The sequence below is a fragment of the Microbulbifer halophilus genome (assembly GCF_026183675.1).
Taxonomy (GTDB): domain Bacteria; phylum Pseudomonadota; class Gammaproteobacteria; order Pseudomonadales; family Cellvibrionaceae; genus Microbulbifer; species Microbulbifer halophilus.
Window position 1 is genome coordinate 21,178 of the sequence record NZ_JAPIVK010000015.1, and the last position, 21,087, is coordinate 42,264.

The window sequence follows — 21,087 nt, forward strand, 5'->3', positions numbered from 1 at the left end:
AAATGAGAGAAGGAGATCGGATGATGAGATACCAACTCAAACCGCTCGTACTGGCCATGGCGGTGACCACGCCGGTAATGGCACAAGATCAGGCAGCGCCCGGAGAGGCCACACTGGAGGAAATTACCGTTACCGGTTTCCGCCAGTCCCTGGAGCGCGCACTCGACACCAAGCGCATGAGCGCCAACAACACCGACAGCATCATCGCCGAGGATATCGGCAAGATGCCGGACCTCAACCTGGCGGAATCCCTGCAGCGGGTGCCGGGTGTGGCCATTACCCGTGAGGGGGGTGAGGGCCGCAACATTACCGTGCGCGGTCTGGGGCCGGGTTTCTCCCGCACCACCCTGAATGGTATGGAAGTGCCGGCCAGCACCGGCGGCCTGGACTCGTCAGGTGGTGTCAACCGCGGCCGCAGCTTCGACTTCAACGTTTTTGCCTCGGAGCTGTTCAACCGCATCACCATTCATAAGTCAGCCATCGCCTCGGTGGAAGAGGGCGGTCTTGCCTCTACCGTGGAACTGGATACCGCCAAACCCTTCGACAATCCGGGGCAGCAGGTGCACTTCGGTGGCCAGTTTATGGTCGACAGCTTTGCCGACGATTCGAATCCGCGCATGACCGGTCTGTACAGCAACACCTTTATGGATGACAGGTTCGGTGTCCTGGTAAGTGCCTCTTACTCAGAGCGCAGTGTCCGTCAGGAAGGTTTCGGTTCCGTACGTTGGACCAGCCCGGATGCCAACGGCATGTGCTGGGACTGTACCGCCCTGTATGAAGATGCCGATGATCCGGAAAAGATTACCGGTTATGTTCGCAATGAGACCGTGGATACCACAATCAACGGTACGCCCAACCCGTCTGCCCTCGGGGACTCGGTCGCCGGCGATCGCGTGCCGCTGGACTATATGTGGACTCCGCGCCTGCCGCGGATGGACTCTTTCAACCGCGATCAGGAACGCCTGGGGCTGAGCAGCTCGCTGCAGTTCCGGCCCACGGATTCGATGGAGTTCACCCTGGACGTGCTGACTTCCAACCTGTCAGCGGATGTGACCTCTTACAACTATTTCGCCCAGTTCCGCAATACCTATGACCAGATAGTGCCGAACAGCGTGACACTGGACGACAGTGGTCGCTATATCGTTGCCGGTGAGTTCGACAATGTCACGCCGCGCTCGGAGAGCCGTGGCCAGTTCAGTGAGACGGATTTCCGTCAGGTGGTACTGTCCGGTGCATTCGACCTGAGCGACAGTGTGACCCTGGACCTGATGTACGGCAACGCGGTGTCCGAGCATACCGAGGATCAATTGCGCTTCAACCAGACTGCCCGTGAGGGGCACGGATTCTCGTACTCTTTCGAAAAGGACAGCAACATTGCCGAGATGTCCTACGATTTCGACACACTCGATCCGTCGAATTATGTATGGACCGGCCCCGTGTTGCGCCGGGATATCGTCGAGCGCGACAACGATACTTTCCGCGCGGATTTCAACATCGAGGGTGACACCTCCAATATCAAGACCGGCCTTATCTGGAATTCCCGCAAGATCCAGTCGCAACGCTGGGATGCCATCAATGTCACCGATCTGAACGGCGAGGTGGTGGATGGCAATCTGTCTGCAGAACTCGGCAATATCGTCGGCGATTACGCTGACGGTATTGATGCGCCTTCCGGTTACCCCACCAGCTGGTTGGTGGCAGATTACGATCGGGCCGCCGACGCCTGGGGCGTGGGCGACTGGGAGCTGAATCCGGAAGATTCCAGCACCTATGATATCGAGGAGGAATCCCTCGGCGGTTATGTCGAAGGCAATGTGGAAACCCAGCTGCTGGGCTTGCCGTTTACCGTCAATGCTGGTGTGCGCGTGGTGGATACCTCGGTGACATCGCGCGGCGTTGCCAGCGACGGGCAGGGTAACTTTGTGCCCACCGAACGCGAGGGCAGCTATACCGAAATCCTGCCTTCCAGTAACTTCGTGTTGGAGCTCGAGGAAGACCTGCTTCTGCGCCTGGGGCTGACCCGCAATATGTCCCGCCCGGGGCTGGGCAGTCTCGCCGGCACCGTGAATGTGACGCCGATCAACGGCAACGTCAGCGTCGGCAATCCTGACCTGGAGCCGGTGCGGGCCAATGCCGCCGACCTGGGGCTGGAGTGGTACTTCGCCGACGAATCGGTGCTGGCTTTCACCCTGTTCCACAAGCAGATCGAGAGCTTTATCACCGGCGAGACCCTGGAAAACCAGGCCCTGCCGGCGGATATCCGTGCCATGGTTGCCGCGCGTCCGGAGTATGACCCGGATAGCCCGATATACGAACCGAACGCAATCAACCCGGACGCAGAGGGCTGGAATATCAGCACCAGCGTCAACGGCGAAGGTGCCGATCTGGAAGGCTACGAAATCGGCTATCAACAGCCGCTGCGCTTCCTGCCGGGCTGGGCGAGCAACTTCGGTGTGCTGGCCAACTTCACCCACGTGAAATCCCGCGCGGACTTCGGCAACGGCGTGCGCGGTTCCCTGGAGGGCCTGTCGGAGAACAGCTACAACTTCGGTCTCTACTATGAAACCGATCTGTTCGGCGGTCGCGTGATGGTCAACGGTCGCGACGACTATGTCACCGACCAGACCGGCTCCAACGGCAACGCCTCCCACGGCACCACCGGCCCGACCCGTGTGGACATGTCAGCCTTCTACAATGTGACCGACTATATGCAGATCACGCTGGAGGGGATCAACCTCACCAACGAGACCGAGCGACTCTACACCACCGGCCCCATGGGAAATATGAACCTGGTGCGTGAATACAACACCACCGGTCGGGAAATCCTGCTGGGCCTGAGGGCCAACTTCTGATCCGGCAATAAATGGGCTCCCTTCTGCGATAGTGGAGGGGAGTGTTTGTTTGCTCAAACTTCTTGGTCGTGAATCCTTTGGCGGGCTCCTGAGTCCGCCTTTTTTATGCGTGGAAAACGCCGGAGGCAGTTGTAGGAGCCTGCTTGCAGGCGAAAGAGAAGGGCTTCCAAATGTCGGGTCTGGAAATTCGCAGCTACAGGCTGGTAGTCGATTGCGGTAATTGTTGGAGTTCTCGGAGCTCACTCCAACCTACTCGTACTGTTGAGTTGATGTTGGGGTAAGAGCGGGCCTGCGGCCCGCGAGCCGAGCTGGCGGCGGGCGCTCCCGAGCTCGGCGTTCCCAGGGGAGGCGGAAGCGGAATCTGTAACGCTTTAATATGGTTCAGCTTTCCCGGGCGGGGCAGTCAGGCCTCGGTGGTTTCCATCTGCATACGCACGCCATTCAGGACGCCGTGCTTGTCGAGGCTGGTCAGCCAGGTGGCCAGTGCCTGTTGCAGGCGCTGGTTGTGCTGCAGGTCGTCGCCGAATACCGGCGTAAACTGCAGGAAGACGCCGGCCAGTTCGCGCGGGTTGTCGCGGTGTTTGTCGCAGAGGGCTTTCAGTTCTTTTGCCAGCGGGTCGGATACCTCGATCGCTTTGCCGGCATCGTCCACGGCGCCCACATAGCGGATCCAGCAGGCCAGCGCGAAGGTCAGCAGGTCGATGGCGCCGCCATTGTCCAACTGGTGGTGCAGGGTGCCCAGCCAGCGCTGCGGGATTTTCTGCGAGCCGTCCATGGCGATCTGCCAGGTGCGGTGGCGCAGGGCGCGGTTGGAAAACCGCTCCAGCAGTTGCTGCCGGTATTTTTCCAGATCGAACCCCTCGGGAATCTTCACCGCATTGCTGGCCTCACTGGCGAGAAACTGCTTCGCCAGTGCGGCGAAGGCCGGCTCGGCCATGACGTCGGCGACGGTTTCGAAACCGGCCAGATAGCCGCTGTAGGCGAGCAGCGAGTGGCAGCCGTTCAGCAGGCGCAGTTTGATCAGTTCGTAGGGCTCCACATCCTCGACAAAGGTCGCGCCGGCTTTTTCCCAGGCCGGGCGGCCGCGCACGAAATTGTCTTCCACCACCCATTGGGTGAAAGGCTCGGCCATTACCGCGGCGTTGTCGCGCACACCCAGGGCGTTTTCCAGCGCATCGCGGTCGGCATCGGTGGTGGCCGGCACGATACGGTCGATCATGGTGCAGGGGCAGCTGGTATTTTCTTCCACCCACTCGGCCAGGTCTGCATCCACGGCGCGGGCGAATTCGGACACCATCTGTCGCAGCAGCCTACCGTTATTGGGCAGGTTGTCGCAGGAGAGCAGGGTGAAGCCGGGCAGGCCCTTTTCCTTCCGCTCGCGCAACGCGTAGACGATAAAGCCCAGTGCGCTTTTGGGCGCCTGCGGGTTGGCGAGGTCGTGGCGGATATCCGGGTGGTTCAGGTTGAGGTTGCCGGTAGCGGGATCATGACAGTAACCCTTTTCGGTAATCGTCAGGGAGACGATGCGGATTTCCTCGCGGGTCAGGGCGTCCAGCAGGGCGCGCGGGCTTTCCGGGGCCACGTGCAGATCCCGGAGGCAGCCGATTACGCGGATCTGCTCGCCGTCGTTGCTTTTTTCCACCAGCGAGTAGAGGTAGTTCTGCGGCGCCAGTTGATCGCGCACGGTGGGTGAGCGCAGGCTGGAACCGATAATGCCCCAGTCGCTTTCGCCGTTTTCCAGTACTTCTTCGGTGTAGCGGGCCTGGTGGGCGCGGTGGAAGGCGCCGGTGCCCAGGTGGACTATGCCAGGGGTGACGGCGGTGCGGTTGTAGCCGGGTTTTGTTACCGACGCGGGGAGTTGAGGGAGTGTCTGGTTGTTCAGAGTTTCTTGAGTCATGACATTACCGGATGTTTTTTGGCCGAGGGGGTCGGCGGGCGCCCTCTCCCCCGGCCCCTCTCCCAGCGGGAGAGGGGGGCGACATTTTTGGACTGTTGAGGTGGGTTGAATACTCTTGCCCGGGTCCCGAGTCCCGAACTTCTCAGAGCTTGTAGGCCTTCTTCGCCAGGTTGTAACTCAGGTCCTGCGCCACCTCGAAGGCCTCGTCTTCCGGCAGGCGGTGTTCGGTCACCAGTTGTGCCAGCCAGTTGCAGTCCATGCGCCGGGCCACATCGTGGCGGGCGGGGATGGACAGGAAGGCGCGGGTGTCGTCGTTGAAGCCGACGGTGTTGTAGAAGCCGGCGGTCTCGGTGATCTGTTCGCGGAAGCGGCGCATGCCCTCGGGGCTGTCGTGGAACCACCAGGCCGGGCCCAGTTTCAGCGCCGGGTAGTGGCCGGCCAGCGGCGCCAGTTCGCGGCTGTAGCTGGTCTCGTCCAGGGTGAACAGGATAATGGTCAGGTCCGGCTCGTTGCCCACCGCGTCCAGCAGCGGCTGCAGCGCGTGGACATAGTCGGTGCGCGACGGGATATCGGCGCCCTTGTCGCGGCCGTAGTGGTCGAACAGCCAGGCGTTGTGGTTGCGCACCGAGCCCGGGTGAATCTGCATCACCAGGCCGTCTTCGATACTCATGCGCGCCATTTCCGTCAGCATCTGGCCGCGGAACAGCTCGGCGTCTTCGGCGGAGGCGTCGCCGCCGGCAACGCGATTGAACAGCGCCTCGGCTTCACTGCGGCTCAGATTGGCGGTGGTCGCCGTGGCGTGGCCGTGGTCGGTGGAGGTGGCACCGAACTTCTTGAAGTAGGCGCGCCGGTTGCGTAGCGCGGCCAGGTAGCCGGCGTAATTGCCGGTGTCCTCGCCGGTGATTTCCGCCAGCTTACGCAGGTTGTCGGCAAAGCCCTCGAACTCCGGGTCCAGCACCGGGTCCGGGCGGTAGGCGGTGATCACGCGGCCGCCCCAGCCGCTGTCGAGAATCTTCTGGTGGTGAGGCAGCTGGTCCAGCGGCGATTCGGTGGTGGCGATCACTTCGATATTGAAGCGCTCGAACAGGGCGCGGGGCGTGAATTCCGGTTTTTTCAGCCAGCTGTCGATGCGCTCGTAGTAGAGCTCGGCGGTATCGCCGTCCAGTGCCACGTCCAGTTCGAACACATCGTGGAAGACGGTATCCAGCCACATGCGCGACGGTGTGCCGCGGAACAGATAATAGTGTTCGGCGAATTTCTGCCAGATGGCGCGCGGGTCGGTTTCCGCCGGGGTGCCCTCGCGGCCGGGAATGCCCAGGCTCTGCAGCGGCACGCCCTGGCTGTAGAGCATGCGGAAGACATAGTGATCCGGTTTGATCAGCAGGTCCGCCGGGTTGCCGAACGGCTGGTTGTCGGCGAACCAGGACGGGTCCGTGTGCCCGTGGGGGCTGATGATCGGCAGGTTCACGACGCTTTCGTAGAGCCTGCGCGCGATATCCCGGCTGGTCTTGTCAGCGGGAAACAGGCGGTCCGGGTGCAATTGCAGAGGGCGTGTCATAGGGGCATGGCTCTTGTTATGGGTTTTCCTGAAGCATAATGCGGTGGACCACGCCGGGAAAAGGCCCGCCCCTCATTACCGCGGGGCGGGAAATCGTGCGGCACTCGGACAGGCCGCACCAGGCGTGGAGAAACCCAGCAGCATTTGGCTGGTATTGTCATCTTGCCAAAAATTGGTTATACCAGTCAACTATCATGGTAAGGCCTGAATGGCCATCGCAACATTGACCAATACATAAAGGGGGTCGCTTTGAAGCTGGCAGCACTGGGAGAAGTCATGGTGGAGTTCGCGCCGCAACAGGGGCGGGGCGGGGCCGCGCCGCTGTTTGCGCTGTCCTTCGCCGGGGACACCTACAACACCTCTATCTACATTGCCCGCAACGGCATCCAGGTCAGCTACGCGACCCTGCTCGGCGACGATCCCTACAGCGAGCGCATGCTGCAGGCCATGGGCGCCGAGGGCCTCGATACCGACGCCATCGAGCGGTTGCCGGGCCGCTGCCCGGGGCTCTACACCATCCAGAACAGCGCCGACGGCGAGCGCCAGTTCACCTACTGGCGCGGCGAGTCGCCGGCGCGCGAGCTGTTCCTCGATGAGCGGTGCCGGGCGCGGCTGCAGGATCATCTGCGGCAGATGGACTGCCTCTACCTTTCCGGTATCACCCTGGCAATCATGGCGCCCGAGGCGCGCGAGCACTTACTCACCTTTCTCGACAGCTTCCGCCGGGACGGCGGCCGCGTGGCCTTCGACAGCAATTACCGCCCGCGTCTGTGGGCCTCGAAAGAGGCCGCCCGCGAAGCGGTGGGCGGCTTTCTGCAACAGTCGGATATCGCCCTGCTGACCCTGGAGGATGAGCAGTTGCTGTGGGGCGATCGCAGCGCCGGCAAGTGCCTAGACCGCAACGCCCGACACCACCTGGAAGAACTGGTGCTGAAGCGCGGCCCCGAGCCGGTGCTGTTGCAGTACGACGGCGAACTGACGGCGCTGGATGTGCCGGCGGTGCGCGACATCGTCGATACCACCGGCGCCGGCGACGCCTTCAATGCCGGCTACCTGGCGGCGCGCCTCAAGCGGGTGGAGCCGGAGCTGGCGGTGGCCGCCGGCAACCGTTGCGCGGCCCAGGTGATCCGCCACCGCGGCGCCATCATCCCCGCCGCGGACTATCTCCCCGAGCGTGAGATGCCGGCCGGCGGTCTGGCGCGCGCCTGAGTATGGCGATATGGTAGCGCTATCAATTTCGTTTTCAAGCGCGTTGCATCGACGATGCTTCTGTGCATAGAATGGTAAGACCAGTTTGGTCTGCCGATCAGCCGCGCGGCGGCTTAAAAATTGACCTGTAGTAATAACAATAGATAGCAGGTGTACAAGATGATGAAGAGAATCCCGCTGCTGCGATCCGCAGTCGTGGCGCTGGCGCTCGTCCTCGGGAGTTGTGGTTTTGACGACTCGCAGACGGTACTGAAGCTGGCGCACACCCTCGACCAGCAACACTCGGTGCACCGCGCCATGTTGGTTATGGACAAGCGGCTGCGCGAGCTGTCCGGCGGCAGCATGCGAGTGGATATCTATTCCGGTGGTCAGCTGGGTGGCGAGCGGGAGCTGATCGAGCTGCTGCAGATCGGCACCCTGGCCATGACCAAGGTCTCCGCCAGCCCCATGGAGGGCTTTGTGCCGGAGATGAAAATCTTCAATATTCCCTATGTTTTCCGCGATTCCGATCACTACTGGAAAGTGCTCCAGAGCGATATCGGTCGCGAACTGCTGGTCGCCGGCGAGGTGGCGCGCCTGCGCGGCCTGGGCTACTACGATGCCGGCAGCCGCAGTTTCTACGCCAACGACAAACCCATCCGCACCCCGGCGGACCTGGATGGCCTGAAGATTCGCGTACAGAACAGCCAGACCGCCATCAAGATGGTCAACAGCCTCGGTGGCGCGGCCACGCCGGTGAGCTGGGGCGAACTCTATACCGCGCTGCAGCAGGGCGTGGTGCAGGGCGCGGAAAACAATCCCCCCAGTTTCTATCTCTCCAAACACTACGAAGTCTCCCGCTACTACACCCTGGACGAGCACACCTATGTGCCGGACATGCTGCTGATCAGCACCGAGGTGTGGAAAAAGCTCGACAGCCAGCAGCAGGCCTGGCTGCAGCAGGCGGTGGACGAGTCCGTCGAGTACCAGAGAAAGTTGTGGCGGGAATCCACCCGCGAATCCCTGGCCGCGGTGAAGGCCGCCGGCGTCGAAGTGATACGCCCCGACAAACAACCGTTTATCGAGGCGGTGCAGCCGTTGCACGCGAGCTATGACGGCACGGAAGTGGGCGAACTGCTGGACGATATTGCCAGTATGTAGACCCCTCTCCCCGGCCCTCTCCCCCAGTCCTTTCCCGCCGGGATTGGGGCTGGGGGAGAGGCATCAGAAAATAAATATAAAAGGTACGCAGAGATGATCATGAAGAGAGTGGACCGGCTGCTCGAAATAACCCTGGGCAGCCTGCTGGCACTGATGGTGCTCGACGTTACCTGGCAGATCCTGACGCGTTTTCTGCCCATGAGTCCCAGTTCCTATACCGAGGAGCTGGCGCGCTACCTGCTGGTTTGGATCGGTATCCTCGGTGCCGCCTACGCCTACCGCAAAAAATCCCATATCGGTATCGACCTGCTTGTCGGCAATCTGCCGCCCGGGCCCCGCAAGATTGCGCAGTTGTTTATTGTCGGGGTGTGTTTTGCATTTTCAGCGACGGTGCTGGTGTTCGGCGGCATTCAGCTTGTATTGCTCACCTTCGAGCTGAACCAGTTGTCCGCGGCACTGAATATTCCCATGGGCTACGTCTACAGCGTGATTCCCCTGTCCGGCACGCTGATCTGTGTTTTCGCTGTGAGCCAGGCCCTGGAAGTGTTGGGCCGCGAGCCGGGCAGCGCTGATACCGTGCAGCAGCCCGACGATCAACCCGCAGAAGCCGCTTCGGCGCAAGCATAGGAGAGCACCGTGGAAGTTTCTATTGCCGTACTGCTTGTCAGTTTCCTGGTACTCCTGGCGTTGAACGTACCCATTTCCATCAGCATTGGTGTGGCCACGCTGCTTACCATGCTGGTGACCATCGACCCGCTGCCGGCGCTGATCACCATGGCCCAGCGCATGGCCTCGGGGATCGACAGTTTTGCGTTGCTGGCGATTCCGTTTTTTATCCTGTCCGGCCTGTTGATGGGTGGCGGCGGTATCGCGCGGCGTATCATCGCCTTTGCGCGGGTACTGGTGGGCATGCTGCCGGGCGGTCTTGCCTTCGTGAATATCATCAGCTGCACCCTGTTCGGTTCCATTTCCGGCTCCGCGGTGGCGGCCACCTCGGCCGTGGGCGGTTTCATGATTCCATCCATGAACAGGGAGGGCTACGACAAGAGTTTCAATACCGCGGTGACCGTGGCTTCGTCCACCACCGGCCTGCTGATTCCGCCCAGCAATATCCTGATCGTCTTCTCGCTGGCCAGCGGCGGCGTCTCCATTGCCGCACTGTTTATCGCTGGCTATCTGCCGGGCCTGCTGATGGCCCTGGGGCTGATGATGGTGTGCGGTGTCTGGGCCAAGGCCAAGGGTTACCCGGTGGGTGAAATCACTCCCTGGCGCGAGGCGCTGAAGATTTCCCTGGATGCCATTCCCAGCCTGTTCCTGATCGTGCTGGTGATCGGCGGCATCATCAGTGGCTTCTTTACCGCCACCGAGGCCAGTGCCATCGCGGTGCTCTACTCGCTGCTGCTGTCGGTGTTGATCTATCGCGAAATCAAGGTCGACCAGCTGCCGGCAATCCTGGTGAAAGCGGTGGAGACCACGGCCATCGTGATGTTCCTGATCGCCGCCTCCTCTGCCATGTCCTGGATTCTCTCCTACGAGAATATTCCCCAGACCATCAGCCAGGCCCTGATCACCATCAGCGACAACCCGCTGCTGATCCTGTTGACCATCAACCTGATCCTGCTGGCAGTGGGCGCTTTCATGGATATGACACCGGCGGTACTGATCTTTACCCCGATCTTCCTGCCGGTAGTCACCGAGCTGGGCATGTCGCCGCTGCATTTCGGTATCGTGATGATCCTCAACCTGTGTATCGGGCTGTGTACGCCGCCGGTGGGGAGTGTGCTGTTCGTCGGTGCCAGTATCGGAAAGACCTCCATCACCAAACTGATAAAGCCACTATTGCCCATGTACGCGGTGATGTTCCTGGTACTGATCCTGGTGACCTATGTACCGGCCATCAGCGAATTTCTGCCGCGGGCGCTGGGCCTGATCGAATAAGCGGGCGGGCCCCTCCCCGCAATCGTCACTCCGGCGAAGGCCGGAGTCCAGAAGGGGCTTGGGGCCCGGGCGCTGTTTCCTGGAGAGCAATACAATGAAGCGAGCCTTTTCTTTCAAACTGATTCTGGGGGCAATGGTGTCGGCGGCACCAATATGCGCTGCCCAGAATCCACTCGATTTCGGCGGCAACATCAGAACCGCCGACCCGTCCGGCCATGTCTGGCCGGACGGCAGAATGTACCTTTACACCTCTCACGATCAGGAGTGCCAGAAAGATTTCTGGATGAAGGACTGGTATGCGTTTTCCTCGGACGACCTGGTCAACTGGGAAAAACACGGCCCGCTGCTGAAGGTAGACGATCTATCCTGGGCCGACAACTTCGCCTGGGCCCCGGATGCCGCCTACAGGAACGGAAAATACTATCTGGTGTTTCCGGCCGGCACCGGCTTCAAGGATCGCGAGAATCCGGAAAACAGCACCAAGTGGATGGGCATCGGCGTGGCTGTCAGCGATTCGCCCACCGGCCCCTTCGAGGACGCCATCGGCGAACCCCTGTGGCGCGAGCCCTACGCCAACGATCCCAGCCTGTTTGTCGACGACGACGGCAAGGCCTATCTCTACTTCCACGGCAAGGACCACGACTACTATGTAGCGGAAATGGCCGACGACCTGCTGAGTGTAAAAGGCGATTTCCAGAAAATGGATATGGGCGGCTACGAGCCGAAGATGGAAGGCCCCTGGGTGTTCAAGCGGAATGGCAAGTACTACTTCACCATGCCGGAAAACAACCGGGTGTTGAGCTACTACATGAGCGACTCTCCAAGAGGACCCTGGGAGTACCAAGGCGTGTTCATGGAACAGGAGCACCAGAGCAACAACCACCATTCGATTGTGGAGTACAGGGGGCAGTGGCTGCTGTTCTATCACCGCTGGCTGGAAACGCCGGAGACCGGCTGTCACAAGCGGCAGCGACATGTCGCCGCCGAGTATCTCCATTTCAACGAAGACGGCACCATTCAAAAGGTCGAGCGCACTGCTGAAGGTGTCGGTGACTTCCCCGCGACAATTGCGAACGCTGAGTAGGGTGCGCTGACGCACCCACTATAGAAAGCCCGGCTCCCAGCCATCCAGAATTTTCTCCCGGTTGTAGTTCCCCGCCTCTTCTTCATCCAGTTGACGCCGTTCCGGATTGACTGCGGCGCCCGGGCCGCGGCTTTTGTATTCGAAGAAACGGGAGCTCTCCGGCGTGAAAACCGCGCTCTTGCTGCCATCCCGCGCGGTACCATTCATCGAGTCCCAGCCATCGCGGGCGATATGATCGTCCATCCAGGTGTTGATAAAGACACTGGCCCCGATCGCGTCCGGATCGGCGTAGCGGCCGTCCTCAAAGGTGGTGGTGGGGTGCCACGGGCGTCCCAGTGGCACAGAATCCGCGGGCACCGCCTCTTCCTTCAGCAGGCGGCAATTCAGGAATACCAGGCCGAAGTCATTGGCAATGTCGGTACTGGGTGCCGTTACATAGCCGGTGGTCTGCATATCCCGTGCGCGTTTGCGATTGACGATATCGCTCTTCTCGAACAGCGCCGTGCCTGCGCCGAAGATGAAATCCACATTGCCTTCGATCACGCTGTCGAGAAAATAGCTGCGGCCGGTGTTCACATACAGGGTGTCCTGGTAGCCGGATAGCTTCACGTCGCGAAAAGCGCTGCGGTCGGCGCGTCCGTTGATGGCCAGGGCCACCGCCTGGGTGCCGCCGACCCGCTCGGTCGCCTGCTTGTCCAGCGCATCGTTGCGCAGGAAATCGAAGGCGTTCTCCACCGTCAGGCTCTCCGCACGAAAGTCCGGCGCCAGCACCGTGAGAGTGGCAGAGCGGAAGGTGCCCCAGGTTTCCTCCGAGCCGGGTATTTTCTGGCCGGCGTAGGCATCGTAGGTCAACACCACTCCGTCCCGGGACTCCCCCACCAGATTGATATTGGGCTTGGTGACAGTCAGTTTTTCGCGGTAGCGGCCGTTGCGGATATAGATAATATGAGGGCTGTCGGAGTCCGCCGGGGCCGCGGTCACCGCCTCGCTGACGGTGTGGTAGACATTTTCGACAATGGGGGTTCGGGGGTCTACCAGGGCCTGGTATTCCGGTGTCGCCCGGGCGCTACTGAAGAGCAGGACGGAGAGTAAGATAATCAGTGATCGCATGGCTTTCCAGTCGGCAAAAATGGCAATTCATCGGTCGTTGCAGGGTGCGCACGGCGCACCCTACGGAGAGGGTTTTACCAGCCGGGATCAGTATTCCAGCGCCAGGTGTTTGGGATCCGGCTTGCGCAGCCGCTGTGCCAGCGGGTGATTCATTTCCTTCAGTTCTTCCAACACCAGTTGGGCCACTTCCCGCGCTCCCAGGTGATTGAAATGGGTATCGTCGCGCACGCCCACCGGATAGTTCGGGTGCGTATTCGGTGGGATATGCATAAAGCGCAGCGCGGACGTTTCATCACCCATTTCCTGGAAGTACTCGCGGGTAACTTTTTCCATATCGATAAAGCCCACTTCTTCCGACGCCGCCACTTCGCGCGCGAGATCGGCGTAGGGGTGGGTGTGTTCGATCTTGTTGGGCCCGGCAAAGTAACGACGGGTCACCGGCGTCATCAGTAGCGGCGTGGCGTCCTTTGCGCGGGTTTCGCGGATAAAGCGGCTCAGGTTGGCCCTGTACTGGTCCGGTGCCGTGTAGCGGTCGACCTTGCTTTCCACTTCGTCGTTGTGGCCGAACTGGATGATGACGTAGTCGCCCTTCTTTAGGGACTTTTCGATGCTACCCCAGCGGCCTTCCTCGATAAAGGTGCGGGTGCTGCGGCCGTTCTTCGCGCGGTTGTCCACCGCTATATCGTCGTCGAAGAAGTACTGGAAGGGCACGCCCCAGCCGGTCTCGGGGTAGTCCTTTACATGCTTGATGGCCATGGTGGAATCGCCGGCCATGTAGATGGTTTCCGCCTGGACGGCGGTGGCGATCAGGAGTGGGAGCAGACAGAGTAACTTTTTCACTTTTGTGCCTCTTTGGTTTGCACTTTGCAGGAGCCTGCAAGCAGGCTCCTGCCGTAGTGCTTGTCAGTGGTAGCCGACGCTGTCGGCATAGTCGATCAGCTTGCTGCCGTAGTTACCGCCCCACTCGTAGCCGTAGCGGCGCTCTGCCTCGATGGCCATGATGTCGTACTGCTTGATTCCGTCGCGGCCACTGAAGAAGCCGACGTCCTGTTGCAGGTCGTAGAAGCGGTACCACATGGTGCTACCTTCCTTTTCCTGGATGGGGTTGTAGCTGTCGTCGTCGCTGCTGCTGGAGCGTTTGATGTAGGCGGTGTCCGCCTCCTGCACCACGGGGCTGCGGTACCAGGTCAGGGCGGCGCGTACGGCGGCTTCCACTTCGTCGGTCTGCGGCCGCGACATCAGGAAGGCGGTCACCAGCATGGATTCCTTGCCACTCTTGGAGGCGAGCTCGTAGGAGCGTGCCGGGCGTGGTTCGTAGGTCTCCGGGTCGTGCTGGGCGCACCAGACAGTTTTGGCATCGGCCTGCACTATCTGTGCATTGAGTATGAAGTCTACGCCCTTGTCGATGGCGGCGGCCATCTGCGTGCGCTGTTCATCGCTGAACAGATCGCCGTCCAGGGGCGCTTCCTGGCGCACTGCCCGGTCGAGCAGGATCAACACCCGCGCCATGGCGCCGTCGTTGAAGGTGACGTAGTTGGAATAGGTGGTGCCGGTGCGCTCGGGGTAAACCTGTGGCCAGCCGCCGGATTCGTACTGCATGGTCAACAGGAATTCCAGGGCATTGTGCGCGGCCTCGCGGTATTTGGTATCGCTACTGCGCTGGTAGACATCGGCCAGGAACAGTAGCTCGGTAACGGTGGCATCGTTGTCGATGGTGCCCAGCTCGACGCCGTCTTCGCCGGTCCAGCCGGAGCGCTCACTGGTGCCATCCCAAGGCGAGGTGTATTTGTCCTTGCCGTATTTGTAGAAGCCGCCGTGGTCCATCTGCCAGGTGATCATGTTGTCGGCCAGGGTCTTGTCGGCTTCGAGGTCGCTGCTGATCCAGGATTTGTAGTTGTCCAGCTCGCCGTAAATCGGGTTGCCGTTTTGCGACAGCATCTCGGCATCACCACCGGAAGAGGAGCTGGAGGACGATGAACTCGAAGACGAACTCGATGAGGAGGAACTCGACGAGGAAGAGGAGTTGCTCTCGTTCGCAGGCGGTATGGTTTCCGGCGAGTCGCTACCGCTGCAGGCAGCGAGTAGCAGTGCGGACAGGGTCAGCGACAGGGCTGAAAGCTTCATGGGTAAACCCTCAATAGTGCGCAAGTTGTTCTGTGTAAGCCAGCGGAATGCAGGTCATATCGGAAAAAAGCCCCGCGTATTCGCGGGGCGAAGCAAGGGCATAGGGAATCTGCCTTCTCAGAAATCCATGGTCAGGCCCAGTTGGTAGCCGGGGCCATATTGCTCTACATCGAACAGCATGGCACCACCGGAATCTTCATTGCCGGCGAAGAAATACTCGTCCACGCTGTCGGTGATGTTGATGGCATCCAGGTATACCTGAGTGCTGTCGTTCACGCGATAGGTGGCCTTGATATCGAAGGTGGTGGACTGGTCCTGGTAGACATCGGCCCAGGCGACACAGTTGTCGGCGTAACCCAGGGCGGCATCCGCTTCCATGTCGGCGGCGGTACAGCTGCCGATGCGCTTGAGGATCTCGCCGGTATAGTTGGCAATCATGCGCACGGAGAGGCTGTCGTTCTCCCAACCCAGGGTCAGATTGGCGGCGGTGTCGGCCTGTTCCGGAAGCTGGATGCTGTCGACGCGTACCGTCTCGCCCACGTCGCCGTCACTCTGCTGCAGGGTGGCGTTGGCCTGTACAAAGATATTGTCCAGCCAGCGGCCGACCTTGTGATGCTCCCAGGTGCCGTCGAAGTAGTGACTGAAACTGAGCTCGGTACCGTAGACTTTCGCCTTGTTGCCGTTGAGGTAGGTCTCGGCGTTGGTGACGGTGAGGTCGGGATCGATATGGAATAGATCCACCTGCTCCACCGGTACGTCGAAGCCCAGTTCGCTGATGGTGATATTCACCCCGGAGGCGGAGACGATGAAGTCGCTGATGTCCTTGTAGAAGAGTGCTGCCTCCAGGAAGGTGTAGTCCCCGTACCAGGAGAGCGACATATCCAGGTTGGTGGATTGCATCGGGTCCAGGGACGGATTGCCGATGCGCACCGTGTTGTCTTCGGACATGGTGAAGTACTGCTGCTGGTACTCCAGGTCCCCGCGTTCCGAGCCGATATCGGAGGGATCCTCGTTACACTCGCCGTTGAATTCGGATTCCGGATCGGTGTTACAGAAGATCACCCGATCGCGTACCTCGAAGAAGGCGCGGCTCTTGCCGAAGTCCGGGCGGCTGTAACTGGTCCAGAGTGCGGCGCGTCCCAGCAGCCGCTCCGACAGCTCGTGGCGGTAGTGCAGCGCCGGCAGGAAGTTGCCGTACTCGTTGGAGACATCCTCCAGCGGCAGGCCGATATCAAAGGAGTTGAGGGTCTCGTCCGACTCGTTGCGATCGTTGCGGATGGAAAAGTAACCGGTTGAGTCGAACTTGGTCTGCGTGTAGCGGGCACCGGCGATCAGCGTGGCGTCCGGCAGTACCTGGAACTCGGCCATGGCGTAGATCGCGGACGCGTCCTCACTCAGGTCGTAGTCCCGGCGGGTGCTTTCCACTTCGCTCTCCCCCGGGTCGTAGTTGTCGCCGATGGCGCGGGTGCCGGCGATCAACTGTTCCGCGGCGCCGTTGGTGATGAAGGCGTGGTCGAAGTTGCCGTTCTCGGGAATGAAGGTGGGGTAGTCCCCGAGGGTGGAGCTGGCCATATCCACGCACTCGAGATCGTCACAGCCGAGCCCGGATTTGTCCTCCGGCACGATACTCGCGCGGTTCTTGTCGAAGTTGCGTTCACGCTGGCGGATATTGACGCCGGTCTTGAAGTAATTGACGAAACCGGTCTGGAAGTCCTTGCGCAGGTCGAAGGTGAACTGGTCCACCGAGTCCTCTCGCAGACTGTTTTCCATAAACAGGTTGTCGTATTTCATGTACCGCTGGGATGCCTCCCCCATCTGGTAGCCGGCACCGCTGTGGCCGCCGGCCCCGGCAATGGAATCCACGCCGGCCGCGTCCGCCAGCCAGTCCGGGTCCACGATCTGGCCGTTGACGAAGCCGCTGTCGGAGCGACCCAGCGCGGCCAGCTCACGCACGCGGAACTGTACGCGGCGGCCGTCCGGCTTTTCGTTTTCACTGTGGGAAGAGGTGATTTCGTACTGCGCTTCCCAGCCGTCGCCGAAGCGGTTTTCACCACTGAAGGCGAAGGTGTTGGTGGTGACCTTGGATTCCTGGATAAAGTACTGGTGCTGCAGGTCCACACTGGTGCCGCCGAAGACACCCTTGGCGGGATCCAGATAGTAGACATTCTCGTTGTCGGAGAGGTTGAAGCGGTAGTATTCGCGCAGGGCCACGTCCACGTCTTCGTAGCTGGTGTGATTCAGTTTCAGGCGGTAGCGGCTGCCGTCATCGGGCTCGTACTCGAGGTTGACCAGTGCCGCGACGCGCTCGCGCTCGGCGTTTTCCTGGCGGGTCTCGAACTCCCAGGGCACCAGCATCCGGGTTCCATCCGTTTCCACATAGTTGGGCAGGGTGCTGGAATGGTGTCGGGTTTCGTAACCCTGTGTGGTGCGCTCTTCCCAAGAGGCGGTATAGGCAACGCCCAGCTTGTCGTCCATCAGGATATTGGATCCCTGCAGCGTGAGCTTGGGGGAGTTTTCCTCGGCCTGGTCCTGCACGTAGTTCTGTGCGCGCAACTTGATGCTGTCTTCGCCGCGATCCAGTGCGGACAGGGTTTTCACATTGATGGAGCCGCCGATGGCGTCCAGGTCCATGTCCGGAGTCAGGGACTTGTTGACCTCGATGGACTGCAGCACGTCGGTGGGCAGACCGTCCAGTGAAAAGGCGCGGTTTTCCAGGTCGCCGTTGCTGCCGCCACCGGCGTTGGCCATGACACCGCCGTCCATGCGCACACTCACCATGCCCGGCCCCAGGCCGCGCAGCGAAACGAATTTGCCTTCGCCCTCGCTCTTCTGCAGCGTAATACCGGGCATGCGGCGCAGCAGTTCCGCGGCGTTCTGGTCGGAGAAGTTGCCGGCGTCGTCCTGGGTGACGATGGAGCTGAAGTTGTCCTTGTTTCTCTCTGCCGCGCGGGCGTTCAGTTCCGCGTTGCGCACCCCCTCCACATAGACTTCTTCCAGGCTGGCGTCGTAGTCGGTTTCTTCGTTTTCATTGTCCTGTTGGGCAAAGGCCGCGCTGCTGGCCAGGGCGATGGCCAGGGGCAGGATTTTCTTGCTTTGGTATTTCATTATTCTTTCTCCCATCTCTCTTATTGTTGTGCGCGGCCGCCGGGCGGCCGCGCCGGTCCTTTACTGATATTTGACGACCAGGTTGTCGATGGTGATTGGTGCTTCCGTGCGACTGTCGCAGCGGAATTGCAGGAAGGAGTTCTCGGTACCCACGAGGTTGCCTTCCTCATCTTCGTTTATTGCGATGGTGACCGGGCCGGTGGGCTGGGCTCCGTCGGCCATTTCCGGGGCGAGTTTCTCGAATACTTTCGAATCACCGCCGTGGACGGAATTGCTGGAACTGCTGCTGGTGTTATTGTCCACATACACTTGGCACTTTCCGGTTTCATCCCCGTCCAACGCATTCTCGTTAGTTAGTACATTGAAGGTGATGATGTACGGCTTGCTGAGATCCAGGTCGCCCATGGAGGCCTCGTCATCCCCGGTGGTCTCTGTACCCGGCGCCGTTTCGCCAGCAGTGAAGCGGGCGTCCCGGTAGCTGATCTGTCCGTCCTTTAGTTCGATGCGCGAGCCGCCGCCGGTGACGTTGTAGAAGGGATCACCGCCGGAGTTGGCCTTGTAGTCGGCGGTGAAGAAGTCGCTCTCACTGGCGTCGCCTTCGCTGGCAGCATCGAAGTCCTCGACCAGGATTTCACCGGAGTCGGTGCCTTCATCCTGGCCCTCGCCGCGGTAGCTGCCGAGCTTGCCGATCCTGGAGGGCAGTTCGCCCACCAGATCCGCGGGTTCGAGTGCGGCGGTGGTGGCATCGTCGCTCCAGATTAGCCAGTCCACATTCGACTTGTAGGCACTGCTGCTGCCCTCGCCGATACGCAGGCGCGCTGAACTGCTGCCGCCGTCGCGGCCGGTGCCGGTGATTTCCGTTACGGTGGTGTCTTCGACAAAGAGCCCGGAAACATTCTCACCGTCGCGGTAGATACGTGCGGTGATGTCTGATTGGCCATTCAGGGTCAGGGCTACGTGGTAGATGTGATAATCATCATTCATGACCATTTCCGCTTCCGCGGTGTTGTCGCCGTCGGTGAACTTCTCCAACTGCAGATTGCCGCTATCTCCCTGGTCCGGGCGCAGAATGGTTTTCACTCGGCGTCCATCTGTTTCGCCGAAGGAAATTTCCACCTCGAAACCGCGGTAGGAAGGCTTCTGGGGGCTTGAGGGAATTGGACTCTTCAAGCGGCCGATCCATGTGAAGTGACGGGGATAACTGCTGGTATTATTGATTATCGCCGCGCCGGACAGATCTGCGGTCGCATTGAGACCCGGGTCGCTGGTGGTATCCAGAGTAGTCGAGCCGTTGTTATGAGCGGTGAAGTAAGGCGCTTCCTCTTCCGGATCGAGATCGAAGGTCTGGGTGGTATCACTACCGTTGACGACTACCGCTCCGGCTTCGTTTGGTACCAGGCAGCCATCCCAGACGCCCCAATTGATGGTGCTGTCCACCGTCGTAATGGCCGAACAACCGGCGGGCTCTTCCGGCGTGTCGGAGCTCGCCGGACTCCAGTCCCCCGGTCCGGCGGAGTTGGCGCCGCGCAGGAAGACGTAATAGTCGCTGCCGTTTTCCAGTTCTTCGATCAGTTTGCTGGTGCCGTCGATGCCTTCGATCAGGCGCGCACCTTCCGCCGTGTTGCTGGTGTTCACCGCCAGGTCGTAAGTCACGGCACTGGGCAGGCTGTCCCAGCTCGCGGACAGGGCGCCGTCGCGGGAGACCAGGGTGGGGCCGGCCTCCGGCGCATCCGGCGGTGTGGCGTCCTTGAAGGTGTTGCAGGCGGGCAGGTCGGCCTGGCCGTCTTCGCTCTGGGGCTCGATCAGCAGGTCGTCGATGATCACCTGGGCGCCGCCGTCGCTGGGTACGCGGAACTGCAGGAAGGAGGTGGCGCTGCCGATCTGGTCGACGAACTGGTTTTTGACCTCGCCGCCCGGGGCGAAGGTGGTATCGCCCGGCACATTGATCTCGACCCGCTCGCCCGCTGTCAGGCTGGGGGTGCCGGCGTTGAGAATCAGCGGGCTGGAGTGGATGGAGGTTCCGGTATTGGTGTTGCTGTGGTTGCTGTCCACATAGATGAACATACTGCCGGCGCCGCCGCGCACCGCCTTCACGCAGAAGGACACCCGGTAGGGCTGGCTCAGATCCAGCTCCCCCCAACTGCCGTTATCGCGGGTGGCGCTGCCGGCGCTGGAGTCTTTTTTCGGGTCGGTGTTTTCCGCCGTCTTGGCCTTGGGGTCGGCCAGCTCGGAGCGCGTCTGGCCGATACTGACCCGCGCGTTGCTGATCAGCAGGGAGGGATTGCCATCGTCGCTGGCGATCCCCAGGCGGTTCTCGTGATCCACGGTGATATCGGCGGGATCCGGGTTGTAGTCGTCGCCGAAAAAGCAGCAGGTGGGGTACCAGAAGGCGGGGTAGGGATCTTCGTATTCCGCGTTTTCCTCCGCCGTGGCCAGGCTCTTGTACTCGGGGCTGAAAAAGTACTTGGTGTCTTCCTGGTCGAAGTTATTGAGCAGGTTGTCGCCGAAATCCTCGTGAAAGGGCAGCGGCGTGTTGGCGATGCCGCTGGGCTCCTCCGACGGCGGCTCTTCCGCCGGTGGATCCATGGCGATGATATCGCCTTCGTTGTTGGAATCGGCGCCACCGCCGCTACAGGCGGTCAGGACACTCAGGCTGGAAAGCAGAATTAAAGATGTGGCTTTGTGGTGCCAGGGTCTCATGGCTCGTCCTCTCTTTGTCATCGCTAGTTATTGTTATTGAGCTTCGAGTACACAGAGGCTCAGTCCGGAACCTTTTATTATTGGATAGGCAGTTTAAATAAATTGGTTTGACCATTGCAATATGTTTGTGGATTTGGTCAAACCCTGTGATCGAGATCTGGTTGTCAGTTCATTTCTCATTTTTGTATTACCATAATAACTAATATGCTTCCCGGAAAAGGTGTGCAATTTCCCGAATTCGGGAGGCCGGGGTATTGCCGGTGAATTGCAAAGGCCGGGATGGCGGGCTCTGCGGTCCGCCTGCGGAGCTGGAGCTCCGGAAGACTAAGGAGCCCACCTGTAGCGTCTCCGACAGGCCGGTGAAGGTGAC

13 protein-coding genes are annotated in these 21,087 nt (G+C 60.7%); 6 read left to right on the plus strand and 7 right to left on the minus strand.

Annotated features, from left to right (window positions below; all coding sequences use genetic code 11):
• Positions 1-20: 20 nt before the first annotated feature.
• Positions 21-2,852, plus strand: a complete 2,832-nt coding sequence (locus tag OQE62_RS09620) for a TonB-dependent receptor (protein ID WP_265721814.1) — start codon at positions 21-23, stop codon at positions 2,850-2,852.
• 403 nt (positions 2,853-3,255) lie between these two features.
• Here the strand turns inward: OQE62_RS09620 and OQE62_RS09625 are convergent, their stop codons facing one another.
• Positions 3,256-4,749, minus strand: coding sequence for a mannitol dehydrogenase family protein (locus OQE62_RS09625; protein WP_265721815.1), 1,494 nt, complete (start codon positions 4,747-4,749; stop codon positions 3,256-3,258).
• Positions 4,750-4,891: 142 nt separating this feature from the next.
• On the minus strand, positions 4,892-6,307 hold the full coding sequence (uxaC, locus tag OQE62_RS09630; RefSeq protein WP_265721816.1) for a glucuronate isomerase: 1,416 nt from the start codon (positions 6,305-6,307) through the stop codon (positions 4,892-4,894).
• 249 nt (positions 6,308-6,556) lie between these two features.
• Here uxaC and OQE62_RS09635 point away from each other — a divergent pair, with 249 nt between their 5' ends.
• The 5 genes from OQE62_RS09635 to OQE62_RS09655 all read left to right on the plus strand — a co-directional run bounded on the left by OQE62_RS09635 (position 6,557) and on the right by OQE62_RS09655 (position 11,678).
• A complete protein-coding gene (locus OQE62_RS09635) occupies positions 6,557-7,516 on the plus strand; it encodes a sugar kinase (protein WP_265721817.1) in 960 nt (319 codons plus the stop codon).
• Between the two features lie 159 nt (positions 7,517-7,675).
• Complete coding sequence (locus OQE62_RS09640) at positions 7,676-8,656, plus strand: TRAP transporter substrate-binding protein (protein ID WP_265721818.1); 981 nt, start codon at positions 7,676-7,678, stop codon at positions 8,654-8,656.
• Between the two features lie 99 nt (positions 8,657-8,755).
• Positions 8,756-9,283: a TRAP transporter small permease gene (locus OQE62_RS09645; RefSeq protein ID WP_265721819.1), complete on the plus strand. Its 528-nt coding sequence runs from the start codon at positions 8,756-8,758 to the stop codon at positions 9,281-9,283.
• Positions 9,284-9,292: 9 nt separating this feature from the next.
• Complete coding sequence (locus OQE62_RS09650) at positions 9,293-10,594, plus strand: TRAP transporter large permease (protein ID WP_265721820.1); 1,302 nt, start codon at positions 9,293-9,295, stop codon at positions 10,592-10,594.
• A gap of 94 nt (positions 10,595-10,688) precedes the next feature.
• A complete protein-coding gene (locus OQE62_RS09655) occupies positions 10,689-11,678 on the plus strand; it encodes a family 43 glycosylhydrolase (protein ID WP_265721821.1) in 990 nt (329 codons plus the stop codon).
• Positions 11,679-11,696: 18 nt separating this feature from the next.
• Here the strand turns inward: OQE62_RS09655 and OQE62_RS09660 are convergent, their stop codons facing one another.
• The 5 genes from OQE62_RS09660 to OQE62_RS09680 form a co-directional block, all read right to left on the minus strand.
• Positions 11,697-12,788 carry a pectinesterase family protein gene (locus tag OQE62_RS09660; RefSeq protein ID WP_265721822.1) on the minus strand — a complete coding sequence of 364 codons (1,092 nt, stop codon included), beginning with the start codon at positions 12,786-12,788 and terminating at the stop codon, positions 11,697-11,699.
• Between the two features lie 87 nt (positions 12,789-12,875).
• Positions 12,876-13,628, minus strand: coding sequence for a rhamnogalacturonan acetylesterase (locus OQE62_RS09665; RefSeq protein WP_265721823.1), 753 nt, complete (start codon positions 13,626-13,628; stop codon positions 12,876-12,878).
• 63 nt (positions 13,629-13,691) lie between these two features.
• A complete protein-coding gene (pelA, locus tag OQE62_RS09670) occupies positions 13,692-14,912 on the minus strand; it encodes a pectate lyase (protein WP_265721824.1) in 1,221 nt (406 codons plus the stop codon).
• A 117-nt stretch (positions 14,913-15,029) separates the two neighbouring features.
• On the minus strand, positions 15,030-18,017 hold the full coding sequence (locus OQE62_RS09675; RefSeq protein WP_265721825.1) for a TonB-dependent receptor: 2,988 nt from the start codon (positions 18,015-18,017) through the stop codon (positions 15,030-15,032).
• 60 nt (positions 18,018-18,077) lie between these two features.
• The gene (locus OQE62_RS09680) at positions 18,078-20,717 is read right to left on the minus strand and encodes a hypothetical protein (RefSeq protein WP_265721826.1); all 2,640 of its coding nucleotides are present in this window, start codon (positions 20,715-20,717) and stop codon (positions 18,078-18,080) included.
• Positions 20,718-21,087: the final 370 nt, after the last annotated feature.

Bases quoted from the DNA above. Each gene is read 5' to 3' on its own strand.
- OQE62_RS09620 (WP_265721814.1), top strand. From the start codon at position 21: ATGATGAGATACCAACTCAAACCGCTCGTACTGGCCATGGCGGTGACC.
- OQE62_RS09625 (WP_265721815.1), bottom strand. From the start codon at position 4,749: ATGACTCAAGAAACTCTGAACAACCAGACACTCCCTCAACTCCCCGCG.
- uxaC (WP_265721816.1), bottom strand. From the start codon at position 6,307: ATGACACGCCCTCTGCAATTGCACCCGGACCGCCTGTTTCCCGCTGAC.
- OQE62_RS09640 (WP_265721818.1), top strand. From the start codon at position 7,676: ATGATGAAGAGAATCCCGCTGCTGCGATCCGCAGTCGTGGCGCTGGCG.
- OQE62_RS09645 (WP_265721819.1), top strand. From the start codon at position 8,756: ATGAAGAGAGTGGACCGGCTGCTCGAAATAACCCTGGGCAGCCTGCTG.
- OQE62_RS09655 (WP_265721821.1), top strand. From the start codon at position 10,689: ATGAAGCGAGCCTTTTCTTTCAAACTGATTCTGGGGGCAATGGTGTCG.
- OQE62_RS09660 (WP_265721822.1), bottom strand. From the start codon at position 12,788: ATGCGATCACTGATTATCTTACTCTCCGTCCTGCTCTTCAGTAGCGCC.
- pelA (WP_265721824.1), bottom strand. From the start codon at position 14,912: ATGAAGCTTTCAGCCCTGTCGCTGACCCTGTCCGCACTGCTACTCGCT.
- OQE62_RS09675 (WP_265721825.1), bottom strand. From the start codon at position 18,017: ATGAAATACCAAAGCAAGAAAATCCTGCCCCTGGCCATCGCCCTGGCC.
- OQE62_RS09680 (WP_265721826.1), bottom strand. From the start codon at position 20,717: ATGAGACCCTGGCACCACAAAGCCACATCTTTAATTCTGCTTTCCAGC.